General features: G+C 55.2%; 11 protein-coding genes. 1 reads left to right on the plus strand and 10 read right to left on the minus strand.

The features are described from left to right. The 10 genes from ACIQ3A_RS00005 to ACIQ3A_RS00050 form a co-directional block, all read right to left on the minus strand. Positions 1–976, minus strand: a 976-nt coding sequence (locus ACIQ3A_RS00005) for a phosphate regulon sensor protein PhoR (RefSeq protein ID WP_396429691.1), incomplete at its 3' end; no start/stop codon positions are given. A 12-nt stretch (positions 977–988) separates the two neighbouring features. Then, the gene (gene phoB / locus ACIQ3A_RS00010) at positions 989–1,684 is read right to left on the minus strand and encodes a phosphate regulon transcriptional regulator PhoB (RefSeq protein ID WP_396429692.1); all 696 of its coding nucleotides are present in this window, start codon (positions 1,682–1,684) and stop codon (positions 989–991) included. Continuing rightward, positions 1,681–2,379, minus strand: a complete 699-nt coding sequence (gene phoU, locus ACIQ3A_RS00015) for a phosphate signaling complex protein PhoU (RefSeq protein WP_396429693.1) — start codon at positions 2,377–2,379, stop codon at positions 1,681–1,683. Before phoU ends, phoB begins: the two co-directional genes overlap by 4 nt. A 14-nt stretch (positions 2,380–2,393) precedes the next feature. Further along, on the minus strand, positions 2,394–3,167 hold the full coding sequence (pstB, locus tag ACIQ3A_RS00020) for a phosphate ABC transporter ATP-binding protein PstB (protein WP_396429694.1): 774 nt from the start codon (positions 3,165–3,167) through the stop codon (positions 2,394–2,396). Positions 3,168–3,221: 54 nt separating this feature from the next. Further along, positions 3,222–4,076 (minus strand): phosphate ABC transporter permease PstA, encoded by an 855-nt coding sequence (gene pstA, locus ACIQ3A_RS00025; protein WP_396429821.1) that lies wholly within the window; start codon positions 4,074–4,076, stop codon positions 3,222–3,224. A gap of 7 nt (positions 4,077–4,083) precedes the next feature. After that, positions 4,084–5,061 carry a phosphate ABC transporter permease subunit PstC gene (gene pstC, locus ACIQ3A_RS00030; RefSeq protein ID WP_396429695.1) on the minus strand — a complete coding sequence of 326 codons (978 nt, stop codon included), beginning with the start codon at positions 5,059–5,061 and terminating at the stop codon, positions 4,084–4,086. A 91-nt stretch (positions 5,062–5,152) separates the two neighbouring features. Then, positions 5,153–6,172, minus strand: a complete 1,020-nt coding sequence (pstS, locus tag ACIQ3A_RS00035) for a phosphate ABC transporter substrate-binding protein PstS (protein WP_396429696.1) — start codon at positions 6,170–6,172, stop codon at positions 5,153–5,155. A 202-nt stretch (positions 6,173–6,374) separates the two neighbouring features. Beyond that, the gene (locus tag ACIQ3A_RS00040; RefSeq protein WP_396429697.1) at positions 6,375–7,970 is read right to left on the minus strand and encodes a choice-of-anchor I family protein; all 1,596 of its coding nucleotides are present in this window, start codon (positions 7,968–7,970) and stop codon (positions 6,375–6,377) included. Positions 7,971–7,987: 17 nt separating this feature from the next. Next, positions 7,988–9,988 carry a bifunctional metallophosphatase/5'-nucleotidase gene (locus ACIQ3A_RS00045; RefSeq protein WP_396429698.1) on the minus strand — a complete coding sequence of 667 codons (2,001 nt, stop codon included), beginning with the start codon at positions 9,986–9,988 and terminating at the stop codon, positions 7,988–7,990. Positions 9,989–10,362: 374 nt separating this feature from the next. After that, positions 10,363–12,588: a PhoX family protein gene (locus ACIQ3A_RS00050; RefSeq protein ID WP_396429699.1), complete on the minus strand. Its 2,226-nt coding sequence runs from the start codon at positions 12,586–12,588 to the stop codon at positions 10,363–10,365. A 182-nt stretch (positions 12,589–12,770) separates the two neighbouring features. Between ACIQ3A_RS00050 and ACIQ3A_RS00055 the strand changes: the two genes are divergently transcribed. Beyond that, on the plus strand, positions 12,771–13,814 hold the full coding sequence (locus ACIQ3A_RS00055; protein ID WP_396429700.1) for an ArsJ-associated glyceraldehyde-3-phosphate dehydrogenase: 1,044 nt from the start codon (positions 12,771–12,773) through the stop codon (positions 13,812–13,814). The last annotated feature ends 1 nt before the right edge of the window (position 13,815 follow it).

Below are 13,815 nucleotides of genomic sequence, written 5' to 3' on the forward strand. Positions count from 1 at the left end.
CCAACAAAGTCCAATTCGGCACGGGTTCAAATACCAAATCATGCAGCAATCCGCCCTGTTCACCTTCCAGCCCCGACAACACCGAAGACAGCGCCTGCGCATCTGCAGCCACACTGCTCATCAAGTCCGGCAGGTTCACCTTTTCGTGCAAACCAGGCGGCAGACTGCCTTCCAGCTGGGACAAGGTCAATAAATCAGCCACCAAACTTTGCATGCGGTCTGCCTGAACCGCCATCAAATGCAGATAACGTTGCTGCTCTTCAGGTGGCAAGGGAATCGATTGCAATGTTTCAACAAAGCCGGCAAGCACGGTCAGCGGTGTTCGAATTTCGTGAGACACGTTGGCCACAAAATCTCGGCGCATTGCATCGGCCAAAGTGACCGATGTGATGTCTCGTGTGAGCAACAACTGTTGTCCTTCTCCATACATATGGAGTTGCACCGACAACTTGGGGGTTTGTGCCAATGAACTGGCACGACCGTCAATCACCACTTCTGCCGTGTGATCATTTGCTGCAATGTATTTGGCAAAAACAGGGTCGCGAACCAAATGAACAATGTGTTGTTTCAAATCTCGGCTGACATCCATGCCCAAGTGGCTGGATGCCGTGGAGTTACACCATTCAATGCGGCCTTGTGCGTCCAACAAAGTCACGCCGTTGGGAGAGGCTTGGATGGCTTGCAAAAAATACTGCAAGCGCTGCTCGGCCATGGCAGTTTGAGTTTCACGCTGGCGCAGCAAGCGCTGAACTCGTTGAGCAATTTCTGCCCAAACACCCTTCCAAGGCACAGGACTGTGCAAGTCAGCTTGCGACAACCACAGCTCAATGCGTTGTGTTTTCCAAATCAGGACAATGGCGTAGATAAGCACTGCAAGCAGGGCAGCGAATACCGCCTGGGTCAAGCCAGTCCACCACCAAACCGGCAAAGCCACGACCACCCCGGCAAAAACAAGTTCAAGTATCGGAACCAACATTCAAAAAAACCCTTAATTGGAGGGCGTTCCGGTCATGCGGTAACCTGCACCTCGAACGGTTTCGATCATAGTGCCAGCACCACCCAGAGACTCGCGCAGGCGTTTGACGTGCACATCCACGGTACGCTCTTCAATGTAAACGTGGTCACCCCAGATTTTGTCAAGCAACATGCCGCGTGTGTGAACACGCTCCGGATGTCGCATTAAATATTGCAACAGCTTGAATTCAGTAGGGCCGACTTTAATCGGCTTGTCTTGCCAACTGACACGGTAGGTATCAGCGTCCAACTGCAGTTCACCAATTTTAACGGACCCACCCACAGACTCAGGGACCCGGCGGCGCAGCACAGCGCGTATTCGGGCCAGCAGTTCGCGTGGCGAGAATGGTTTGACAATGTAATCGTCGGCTCCGGCATCCAAGCCTGCGACCCGATCCGCCTCATCCCCACGTGCAGTGAGCATCAAGATAGGTATGGCCTTGGTTCGTGCCGAATTTCGCCAACGCCGCGCCAGTGTCAAACCACTTTCGCCGGGAAGCATCCAGTCGAGCAAAATCACATCGGGCAATATTTCATCCAACTCGCGTTGAGCAGACTCAGAGTCCATGGCCCAGACTGGTTGAAATCCGTTGTGCCGCAAATTGACCGAAATCAGCTCGGCAATCGGCGCCTCGTCCTCAACGATCAAAATTCTCGGCAAACTTTTCATCGCACCGCTTTTTCAATTTCTGTCAGCGCCGTGTGGCGGACATCAGAACCTTTGACGACATAAATCACAAATTCGGCGATGTTCTTGGCATGGTCACCGATGCGCTCAATCGCCTTGGCCACAAACAGCAAATCCAGGCTGGCCGAGATGGTACGGGGGTCTTCCATCATGTAAGTAATCAACTTGCGGACGAAACCATTGAATTCAGCGTCGATCAGATCGTCTTCTTTCAAGATCACCAAGGCCGTGTTCACATCAAGCCGCGCAAATGCGTCCAATGCCTTGCGCAGCAGGCCAGAGGCCAGGTCTGAAGCGATCCGCAATTCCGAAGAAGGCAGGTTTCGAGGGCTGCCATGCTCCAGAATTTTTTTAACCATTCGGGCAATCCGCTCGGCTTCATCACCAGCGCGCTCGAGATTGCCGGTGATCTTGGAGATCGCCATCAGCAAGCGCAAGTCACGCGCAGTCGGCTGTCGACGGGCAATAATGGTGGCCAACTCGGCGTCAATCTCAACTTCCAAGGTGTTGACTTGCTTTTCAGTGGCAATGACCTGGTCAGCCACTTCTAAACTGAATTGGGCCAAAGCGTAGACCGCATGGCGTGTTTGAGATTCCACCAAACCACCCAGCTCCAAAACGCGGGATGACACGTTGGTTAGATCGGCGTCGAATTGACTTGAAATGTGTTTTTCCATGGTGCTTCTCCTGATCAGCCAAAACGGCCGGTGATGTAATCTTCGGTTTCCTGACGTGCAGGCTTCATGAAAATCTGCTCGGTCTGGCCAAATTCGACCAACTCGCCGAGGTACATGTAGGCGGTGAAGTCCGACACCCGCGCAGCCTGCTGCATGTTGTGCGTCACGATGGCCACGGTGTATTCTTTTTTCAACTCGCTCACCAACTCTTCCACCTTGGCGGTCGAGATCGGGTCAAGTGCCGAGGTCGGCTCGTCTAGCAAGATGACCTTGGGCTTGACGGCTACGGTGCGTGCAATGCACAAACGCTGCTGTTGACCACCCGAAAGTGACAGGCCGCTTTGGCCAAGTTTGTCCTTGACTTCGTTCCAGATGGCCGCCTTGGTCAAGGCTGACTCTACGCGATCGTCCATGTCGGCACGGCTGAGGTTTTCGTACAAGCGCACCCCAAAAGCGATGTTGTCGTAGATCGACATCGGGAAAGGTGTGGGCTTTTGGAACACCATGCCAATTTGAGCACGCAGCAAGTTCAGGTCCTGGCCTTTGTCCAGAATGTTTTGACCATAAAACTTGATCTCACCTTCGGCGCGTTGACCCGGGTACAGGCTGTACATGCGGTTAAGCGTGCGCAGCAAGGTCGACTTGCCGCAACCAGAAGGGCCAATAAAAGCCGTCACGCGGTGCTCAGCGATATCGAGGTTGACATTTTTCAGGCCTTTGAACTTGCCGTAATAAAAGTCAAGGTTGCGCACTTCCAGTGCGTTTCGGGTTGGTGTCTTGTCAGGCATGTGGATTCCTGTGAATGCAAATTGAAAAATCGGGAGGCTTGGGGTCAGACGGCATCAAACCGACTGCTTGTCCCTGAAAAATACACGGGCCAAAATATTGAGCACCAAAACAGCCAGCGTGACCAACAAGGCGCCCGCCCAAGCCAGACGAATCCAGTTTTCATACGGGCTCATGGCGAATTGAAAAATCACCACAGGCAAATTGGCCATGGGCTTGGCCATGTCGGCATTGAAGAATTGGTTATTCAGCGCCGTGAAAAGCAATGGCGCGGTCTCTCCGCTGATGCGGGCAACAGCCAGTAACAAACCGGTGATCACACCGCTTTTAGCCGCACGCAGCGTGACCGACAGCGACACCTTCCAACGCGGCGCGCCCAGAGCAAAGGCCGCTTCACGCAAACTGCCAGGCACCAATCGGAGCATGTTTTCAGTCGTTCGCATGATCACAGGCACGGCAATCAAGGCCAGTGCCAGGCTGCCCGCGTAGCCAGAAAAAGTGCCCAAGGTGGCCACAGCAATCGCATACACAAACAAGCCGATCACGATCGACGGTGCCGACAGCATGATGTCGGTCACAAAACGTGTGAGTTCGGCCGTTTTGCTTTGATCGCCGTACTCAGTCAGGTAGATACCCGCCAAAATACCCACAGGCGTGGCCACCAACACAGTGAGCCCCACCATCATCAAACTGCCCACAATGGCGTTGCGCAACCCGCCACCTTCTGTTCCAGGTGCAGGTGTGTCCTGAGTCAGCAAGTTCCAATCCAGCGCGGCAAAACCGTTGGAAAACAACACCACCAAAATCCACAACAACACCGCCAAGCCCAAACCCATGGCCAGCATGGAAGTAACCATGCCCCAAGCATTGGCCAAACGGCGACGGCGGTACAACGCTTCATTCATGTTCATCGCCATGTCAGAACCCCTTGGCTTTTTCAGCCCGGTTGATCATGATTTTGGCGAAGGCCAAGACCACGAAAGTGATCACGAACAACAAAAAGCCGAGCGCGAAAAGTGAGGAAATATGGAAGTCATCGGCCTCGCCAAACTCATTGGCAAGTGTGGAGGCAATCGATGTACCGGGTGAGAAAAGCGAAGTGGGCATGCGGTTGGCATTGCCAATCACAAAGGTCACCGCCATGGTCTCACCCAAGGCCCGGCCCAAGCCCAGCATGATGCCGCCGATGACGCCTTTTTGGGTGTAAGGCAACACAATCTTGCGCACCACTTCCCAGGTCGTGCAACCCAGGCCATAAGCCGATTCACGCAAGATGGGGGGGGTAATTTCGAACACGTCACGCATCACAGCGGCCACAAATGGCAAGACCATAAAGGCCAACACGATACCGGCCGCCAAAATGCCCATGCCATTGGGCGCACCGCCAAACAAAAAACCGATCAACGGCATACCGCCCAGCACATCGCGCAACGGTACCTGGATGTAATCGGCAAAAAGGGGCGCAAACACGAACAAGCCAAACATGCCATAGATGATGGATGGCACCGCTGCCAGCAACTCGATGGCAGTGCCCAAGGGGCGGCGCAACCAAACTGGGCAGGTTTCTGTCAGGAACACGGCAATGCCAAAGGCCAGAGGAACCGCCACCAACATGGCAATGCCCGCGCTGGCCAACGTACCCACGATCGCAATCGCGGCACCAAATTCTTCGTTGATGATGTCCCACTCCACATACCAAATGAAGCGAGCACCAAACTTGGCAAAGGTAGGCCAGGCATTGATGAACAAGGACACGATGATCCCGGCCAAAGCCACCAAAACCAATAGTGAAAACAGCTGTGTCAGTCGGTGAAACAACAGGTCTTGCAAACGCTGCCGCTTGACCACGCTCAGCATGTGGCTGGTGCTGTCCGCACTGGAGGGGGGGGATTGCATGTCTTGACCGATCAAACAAAGAGCATCCAATTAAACAAGAAATCCGTCGGTCGCTGGATTACAACCGACGGATGGCAGACCGAAGCCTGAATTACTTCTGGATTTGTGACCAGACTTTGGAACGGATCTGATCGGTCAAGCTGTCAGGCAAGGGCACGTAGTCCAGATCGGCTGCCATTTTCTTGCCGTTTTTGAAGGACCAATCAAAGAACTTGAGGGCTTCGGCAGAAGCCGCTTTGTCGGCCGGGTTTTTGTACATCAAGATGAAAGAAGCCGTGCTGACGGGCCAGCTGTTGGCGCCTTTGGCATTGACCATGGACACGCCCATGCCCGGCACGCTGAACCAGTCGGCACTGGCTGCGGCCGCTGCAAAGGTGGCGTCATCAGGACTGACGTACTTGCCATCGGCGTTCTGGATTTGCATGAAGTTCATCTTGTTCTTTTTCACGTAGGCGTATTCCACGTAACCCAAAGAACCTTTGATGCGGTTCACGTTGGCTGCCACGCCTTCGTTGCCCTTGCCACCCACCGATGTAGACGCTGGCCACTTGACCGCAGCACCCTTGCCCACTGTGTCAGCCCACTCTTTGCTGACAGCGCTCAGGTAGTCGGTCCAGTTGAAGGTGGTGCCCGAACCGTCGGCGCGGTGCACCACAGTGATGATCTCGTTGGGCAAGTTCTTGCCTGGGTTCAAAGCGGCAAACTTGGGGTCGTTCCACTTGCTGATTTTGCCCATGAACATCTCGGCCATGACGGTACCTGTCACGCGCAATTCGCCTGGCTTGAAGCCATCCAGGTTGATCACGGGCACAGTGCCGCCAATGATGGCGGGGAACTGGACCATGGCGTCTTTGTCAAGGTCTTCACCTTTGACGGGGGCATCGGTCGCACCAAAAGTCACGGTCTTGGCGCGGATTTGCTTGATGCCGCCGGAAGAACCGATGGACTGGTAGTTCATGCCGGTGCCGGTGGCGGCTTTGTAGCCCTCAGCCCACTTGGCATAAATAGGGAACGGAAAAGTCGCGCCTGCGCCGGTGATGTCAGCGGCAAAGCTGGCAACCGCAACAGCGCTCAGGCCAATGGCGGCTACTAAAGATTTCAATTTCAACATGTGAACTCCTGTTTAGGGGTGTAAATACGAAGTCGCCCGAAGAGCTTTTTGTGGGGACTGATGTGACTTTAATCAGCCATTGTGACAATGCCGTGTCAAAAAGACAATTTTCATGACGGTCATTTTTCATTTCCTGCGAAAAAAATCAAAACAGGGCGACACTGCTCTAAACCGCCCTGTTCCAACCGGGGTTCAAGCGATGTCAATACGCCAGGTTGATTTGGTATATAGCCGTGGTGCCGCTGATTTCGTTGCCCACCACCAAAAGGGGTTTACCGTTGGGTGATTTGTCAGCTGCGATCAAGTGCAACCCCTCTGGACCCAAATCACCCGTCGCGCCAATGCGCGTGTTGATGTAAGTTTGGTAAACCGGCCGCGCTGGTGTGCTCACGTCGTACACCACCACGCCGCCCACACGCTCCAAACCGATAAAAGCGTAATGCTTTTGACCAAACTTGGCCACGATCACACCTTCGGGTTCTGGTCCTTTATTGTCACTGCGGTTGTCTTGGGCGTTACCGGAGTGGCTGGCATTGAATTTGACCTGCGGCAAATCTTTGGTCAACTGCTCCAATTGGTCGCCCGAATCAAAGACTTGCTGACCCTTCGCGTTCCAGATGGAGAAAGACCGCGACCCAAAGGCATAAAGTTTTTCGTAAACACCATTGACCGCACCCAAAGAAGCTGTAACGTTCAAACGGCCCAACTGCGAATCGGACTTCAAGGCCTCCAAAGCTGGGCTCAAGGCCAGGTCTTTGACGCTTTTTTCCTCAGTGAAACCGGGCCAATCAGCACGCGCATCGCCCTCGTTCGCGGTGATTAAATAGGTTTGACCTGCCACGCTGTAGCTGGCAATCGCATCGGGCAGGTACATCCCAAAAACCGGCCAAGTCTTGATGTTGACCGCGCTGTCACGGTCGCTGGCGTCCATTCCATTCCCAGCCAGACTGTGGTCCTTGAAACCAAAGGGTTGGATAGCAGTCACCTTAGCGGTGGCAATGTCCACTATGGCCATGGCATTGTTTTCCTGCAAAGTGACATAGGCGGTCTTTCCATCAGCAGAAACCGTGATGTATTCGGGCTCCATGTCTTGGGCCACCGTGGCACCCGGACCGAAAATCCGTACGCCAGAGGCGATCAAGGCGTCCTTTTGATCATTGAACGCTTTGAAGTCTGCTGTTTTGGCTGTCAACACAAGGTTGGCACTGCTCAACGTCAGGGCACTGACATCCACCACACTGATGGAGCCCTCGGGATCGACCGAATCCGACAATCCGTAAGAATTGGGCTCCCCCTCATTGGCCAACAACAGGGTTTTGCCATCCGGTGTAAAGGTCACCATGTCTGGCAACGCGCCCACAACGGCAGTGCCCAACACAGCGTAATCTGAAGCACGCACAACAATCAGTCGGCCTGGCTGTGTTTTGTCCAGGGCCTGCACAGCCAAAGCCACCATGCCCTCGTGCACGGCCACGCTGTTGGCCGCACCAGCACCCGCCCACAAGCTGGTCAGTAAAATGGTTTGCACCAACGAAGGTTGCGCCGGGTTGGTCAAATCCAACACATCCAAACTGGCCAACGCACCGTTGACCACGAACAGTTTTTTTGTCCCTGCGTCATATGCAGTGATCTCTGCTGACCCCTCACCGCCTTGGTGTGAAAACGCACCCAGTTTTGCTATGGCCAAACCGCTTGGCGTCAAGTCCACTTCATCAGAGCCACCGCATGCGGCCAGCACAGCCAGCAGCGTCAAACCGCAAGCACCGTAGACAAGGGTTTTTTTGAAATTCAAATTCATGGTCATCTCCTGTGGGTTCAGTTCAAAACAGTGTCCGTACGCTGGCTAAGGTTTTGGATGCGCAAGTCTTGCGCCGCTGGCGTGTCCCTCACACCAAAGGCCGTATTGCCAAACTGGCTCTTCATGTACTTCATGAAGGCGTCTTGCTCACTGCCCAAAAACGCAGTGCTGGAGCTGGCCACACCCCCCCCAGTGGCAGCGGTGAGGATGTCTTTCAAATTCACCAAGTTCAAGTTCAGCAAATCGGCAGTCACGGGGAAGGGATAGCCGTCGCCTCGAGCTGCAAGGAACTTCAGCGTCACCATGCGGAATCTCCGCTGCGGATCGCCGACCACCACGCCGTTTTGCACCACCACCTCCGCACCCACCTTCAGCGAACGAATCCGCTCGCCTGGCGTGGTTACTGCAAAACTGGTCAAGACTTGCGCGGTTCGGGTTGGGTCATAGCTAAAACTCATGCCACCAACCTGTGGGAATCGCCCCTGACTGCCCAACACGGCCACACCATGCTCCAACAAAGATTTGAGCTGTTCGGCCGTGACATCGAAAGTTGAAAGCTCATTGTTGAACTTCAATGCAGTTTCAATGGCCAGCTGCGAGACTTCACCCGCACGGCGACCCGATTGCGCATTGGCTTTGGGCGCAGTCAACTCAAAAGCTGAAGAACCTGACAAAGCCAGAACTTCACCGATTTCGGAGCGGATACCGCCGCCATTTTTCAATGAGATTTGAACGGTCGGATCTTGCAATTTGCTGTACCAGAGGTTGGCATCTGCCGTGAGGTTGCCCAGGTTGGTTTCCTCGTTGCGCACCTGAGCGCGTCGACCATCCAAGAAAACGCTGGTGCTGCCAAAAACTTGGCCATCCAAGCTTGTCACAACTGCCTTGATGGCATCTCGAACCTGGACCACCAAACCAGATACGGTCACACCGCCTGCAGTGTCATCAGTTTCACTGGTCACCCAAGCACCCGAAAGCTTGCTGTCAAATCGTTGGGGGATCAGTACGCCCTTGTCGTCAAACGGGGCCATGAAGCGACCCAGGTATTTGTAATCGGCGTCCACGTTGACCACCACAGTGGGTTGCCCAGCAGCATCCTGGGTCTGATAGGGATACTCACCCGCCGATTTGTCAGCTGTGCGCAGTACATCGTTGGCATCTGAGAGCAAAGTGTTCGAGCCACCCGCAACGATGATGTCGACATTTTTGAGCTTGGCCGCCAGGGCTTTCTCAACCGACAGGGTTTGCATGTGCGCCAACAAAACCACTTTGTTGATCCCGGCCGCCGTGATCTCATCGACACCGCGCTGGATCTCGGCAGCAAGACCGGTGATGTCCACCTCAGCGCCGCTCAATGCAGGCTTGAATTGCAAGCCACCAGTGGATGTGATGTTGGCAAAGATTGGGGAACTGGCAGCGATGACACCGATTTTTTGCGAACCCACCTCCACCACCGACCAACCTGTCAGCTTGCCTGCTTGATCAGCTGCCTTGCCCCCGTTGACCAACTTCAAGCCAGCCAGATCAGTGTCCGCTGCGAAGTCCACGTTGTAGGCCAAATAGGGAAAACGTGCACCGCCCCAAGCGCCGTCGGGCTTGATGATGCCTGCAAACTGCCGGGTCCCCAAGTCCAGCTCATGGTTGCCGATGGCCGAAGCTTGAATCCCCATAGCATTCAAAAAGGCCACGTCAGCACGGCCCACTTCTTCCTTGCCCAAACTGACTCTCAAGGTGGTGTCGTAAGACGCATTGAAACGTGGGCCCGGAATGTAGTTGTCACCCGAGCTGACCGTCAGGGTTTGCTGGGGGTACTGCGCGCGAAACTTGTTGATCAAGCCCGACAAGTTGGCCACGCTGTTCAGTGCCGTGCTGTCCGAGCCATCGGCATCTGAGATGTGCAACAACTGCAAGGTGAAAGCCGCTTCAGGCACGACCGCATCGGAGCCGCCACACGCGCTCAAAACCATCGCGAAGGCGATGGATGCTGTCAATCCTCTACCGGAAAATAGCCGTTTCATATCTAACTTTCATGGGTTAATGAACTCCCATAAAGTAGCCGGCTAACGTGTCAAAATAACGAAAAATTCATGACACATTTTTGAAAATTAATAGATTTTTAAATTGCGAACTGATCCACCTTAAATGTCTTAGTTTCACACACAGACCAAAGCAGTTTCACAAAAAAATTACAGGGGGCATGTCTGCATGAGTACCATTAATATTCATGACGATTACAGGCCCACTAGGCCTTGAATTTCCCATCTGCACCACCGGCAGTTGGTGATCAGCGAAAACGCACCACAAAACCGCCCAAAATAGAGGAAAAACAGGCCACGACGTCTGTCATCACGCCGGGCCTGGATAACCATGCCGCCTTGAGACTGGCTTGGATTTATAAACCGATCAAACCGCCGTCTTTGCGGGTGATCACGATGGTGGCTGAACGCGGGCGACCGGCCACGCCGTAGCCTTGGTTGCCAGGCCAGACACTTTGTGGGGCACCCCCAGAAGACTGGGGCTTGGACAATTCGCCAGGGTGCTGGATGTTGACAAACAAGGTGCGGCCATCGGGGGTTTCGGTGATGCCCGTCACCTCAGCGCCCTTGGGGGCCACCAGAAAGCGGCGCAGTTTGGCCTCACCCAGAGCCGCGCCCAAGAAGGTTTCTTGCATGCCGGTTTGCTCGACACCGCCCACCACCATCTTGTTTTTGACGGTGACTTTGCCGCCGTCACCCACTTGTCCTGGAATGGCAGCCAGCATCATGCAGTTGGTTTCGTCCGTGAAAGCGCCATCGTCCGTCTGGATCCAGCAAATGCCAGTGGCCTTGCTGAACCACAAGCCATCGGGTGAAGAAAAGGCATTTTTGGCAGTCAAGCCCGACAAGTTGGCATCCCCTGAGTCTTCTTCTGCGCCAAACACAAAGATGTCCCAGACAAAGGATTTGGCTGAGGCTTGATGGCCTGACTCTTTGAAGCGGATGATGTGGCCATTGGGATTGCCCATGCCTTTTTTACCGTCCATGTCCATGTAAGCCCGCGGGTTGGCTGGGTCGGTTTTGGTGGGTGTGCGATTGGCTGCGCTGTTGTTGGTCAAAGCAAAGTAGACCTCGCCATTGCGATAGTTCACAGCGCCCCACTCTGGACGGTCCATCTTGGTCGCCCCCACTGCATCAGCGGCGTGACGAGCGTTGACCAACACATCCCCTTGGTTGGCAAATTTGTAGGCGCTGTGATTGGCAATGCGCGGGTCAGCCATCGTCAACTCCAACCACTCACCCTGGCCCGAAGCGTCAAAACGGGCAGCGTAAAGCTTGCCTTCACTCAGGTATTTGTCACCGGCCACCAAGCCGCCACCGACATCGCGTGGGTCCCACACGGCAGCAGAGACAAACTTGTAGATGTACTCGTTGCGGGCATCGCAGCCCATGTAGAACGCCAAAGGCTGGCCAGCCTGAGGCAGACTGCAAACAGCCGCTTCGTGGGCAAAGCGGCCCATGGCCACGCGCTTGACGGGTGTGGCGTTGGGGGCCAAGGGGTCAATCTCGACGTTGAACCCAAAAGTGTTGGCTTCGTTGCGGAAATCTTTTTCTGCAGTGGCACCCACTGCCGCCAGGTTCCAACGTGAAAAGCGGTCGTCTGTGCCCGAAACGGTGTGCCAGCCTTGCCCTGCGGCCTTGGTCACGCCTGACGCCGGGGCCGCAGAGGCCACGCCATAGCGCTTTAGCGAAGCCATTTCTTTGGCTGGAAAAGCCGAACCACCCGCTGTAGTTTGAAAGTAGTAAGCCCAGTTTTCTTCGCAGCCCAAATAAGTGCCCCAAGGCGTTTTGCCATGGCCGCAGTTGTTCAGCGTGCCACGGGACATGGCCCCAGCCGTATCCCAACGGGTGGTCATGAAGCCGCGAATTTGCTCAATGTGCGCACGTGGACCGCTGATGCGTACCGGCGTTTGCGGCGTGATGCGGCGATTCAGCGCCGAGTCTTGCTTTATACGCCAGCCTTGCGGGCTCTTGACAATTTCGACCACACTCACTCCATGCAAGTTGATCTCTTTGAGCACTTCCAGCTCAGGGCGAGCGCCCAAATCCCAATCCCCAAACTGGGTGAATTTTTTGCCACTGACCTTGTTGGAAGTCTGGCCATTCGGGTGCAAGAAATGCGAGTCGGCCGAGCTTTCGTGGTTCACGCACAGCACAGCACGCGCTGTTTCCTTTTCGGAGTACCGGCCATTGGCATCGATGTAATAAATATCCATGCCATCGTGGTGATCACCCACCCTGCGCGACCAGTCGTCAGACTCCAGGCCTTTGTTGGAGTAAGCGGCCAAGGCCGAATCGAGCGCATCGCCCGTGGCGTGCAACACGCTGTACTGATAGCCGGGTGGCAGCATCACGTTGTCCAGCAGGCTTTTCTCAACGGCGGCAAAACCCAAAGCAGATGGCGAAGCAGCCTGGCCCGCAGTCAAAGTGGCGCAGCCGGGCAGCATGGCCAAGCCCGCCAAACCCAAACCACCGCGCAACAGACCACGTCGTGCCGGGTTTTGCAAGGATTGGGCCAAGACGTCCTGGAAATGGGGGTTTTCGGAGGTGTTGAAGACAGGGTCGTGGTCGTGGTGGGACATGAAAAAACTCCAGGTGGAAAAGTACCATTTCAGGCCTTGCGCGTGACATTTTGATGGCGAAATTTTGAAAATTTAAAGACATGCCAGCAACGAAACATTGAGCGCGGGTTTGTCATTCAACCGTCACAAATTCGTGGCAAAGTCCAGACCATCACATTTCTAGAACCATTGAAAGACAAGCCATGAAAGTCGGTATCAACGGCATGGGCCGCATTGGCCGTTTGGCCTTGCGTGCGGCCATGGGCGCTGCCGAGCGCCAGCAAGATGACCCGCGCGCAGGCAACCGCCTAGAGGTGGTGCACCTGAACGAACTCAAAGGTGGCGCAGCGGCCACCGCGCATTTGTTGGCGTTTGACAGCGTGCAAGGCAGGTGGCGCGAACGCATTGAGGCCGAAGGTGACCGCCGAATCCAAATCGGGGAGCACAGCTTGGGCTTTTCTTCACACGCCAACCCAGCCGATATTCCTTGGGGTGACTTGGGCGTAGACCTGGTACTGGAGTGCACCGGCAAGTTTTTGACCCCTGAAACGATTCAAGGCCACCTGGACCGGGGCGCCAAGCGCGTGATCGTGGCGGCGCCCATTAAGGTGGGCGATGTGCTGAACATCGTGGTCGGCATCAACCACACGCAATACAACCCTGCCAAAGACCGCATCGTCACGGCCGCATCGTGCACCACCAACTGCCTGGCCCCGGTGGTCAAAGTCGTGCACGAAGCCATTGGCATCCGACACGGCCAGATCACCACCATCCACGACCCGACCAACACCAACTTGGTGGTTGATGCGCCGCACAAAGACCTGCGCCGCGCCCGCAGCGCCATGGTCAGCTTGGCCCCCACCACCACCGGCAGCGCCACGGCCATTGCTTTGATTTACCCCGACCTCAAAGGCAAGCTCAATGGCCACGCGGTGCGTGCCCCGGTGCTGAATGCCTCGCTGACCGACTGCGTGTTCGAGATGAAGCGCGAAACCAGCGCTGAAGAAGTCAACGCCTTGTTTGCTGCCGCAGCCCAAGGCCCGCTGGCCGGCATTTTGGGCTACGAAACGCGCCCTCTGGTCAGCGTGGACTACGCCCGCGACACCCGCAGCGCCATTGTGGATGCGCTGTCGACCCTGGTGACCGACGGCACACTGCTCAAGATTTACGCCTGGTACGACAACGAAATGGGCTATGCCTGCCGCATGGTAGATCTGGCTTGCCACATGCACGAGGTGGGCATCTGAG

It is taken from the genome of Limnohabitans sp., assembly GCF_044361985.1.
GTDB lineage: Bacteria > Pseudomonadota > Gammaproteobacteria > Burkholderiales > Burkholderiaceae_C > Limnohabitans_A.

What these genes read in the sequence shown, in the direction of transcription:
- pstB (WP_396429694.1), bottom strand. Translation starts at nt 3,167, where the DNA reads ATGCCTGACAAGACACCAACCCGAAACGCACTGGAAGTGCGCAACCTT.
- ACIQ3A_RS00050 (WP_396429699.1), bottom strand. Translation starts at nt 12,588, where the DNA reads ATGTCCCACCACGACCACGACCCTGTCTTCAACACCTCCGAAAACCCC.
- ACIQ3A_RS00040 (WP_396429697.1), bottom strand. Translation starts at nt 7,970, where the DNA reads ATGAATTTGAATTTCAAAAAAACCCTTGTCTACGGTGCTTGCGGTTTG.
- phoB (WP_396429692.1), bottom strand. Translation starts at nt 1,684, where the DNA reads ATGAAAAGTTTGCCGAGAATTTTGATCGTTGAGGACGAGGCGCCGATT.
- pstC (WP_396429695.1), bottom strand. Translation starts at nt 5,061, where the DNA reads ATGCAATCCCCCCCCTCCAGTGCGGACAGCACCAGCCACATGCTGAGC.
- ACIQ3A_RS00055 (WP_396429700.1), top strand. Translation starts at nt 12,771, where the DNA reads ATGAAAGTCGGTATCAACGGCATGGGCCGCATTGGCCGTTTGGCCTTG.
- pstA (WP_396429821.1), bottom strand. Translation starts at nt 4,076, where the DNA reads ATGAACATGAATGAAGCGTTGTACCGCCGTCGCCGTTTGGCCAATGCT.
- phoU (WP_396429693.1), bottom strand. Translation starts at nt 2,379, where the DNA reads ATGGAAAAACACATTTCAAGTCAATTCGACGCCGATCTAACCAACGTG.
- ACIQ3A_RS00045 (WP_396429698.1), bottom strand. Translation starts at nt 9,988, where the DNA reads ATGAAACGGCTATTTTCCGGTAGAGGATTGACAGCATCCATCGCCTTC.
- pstS (WP_396429696.1), bottom strand. Translation starts at nt 6,172, where the DNA reads ATGTTGAAATTGAAATCTTTAGTAGCCGCCATTGGCCTGAGCGCTGTT.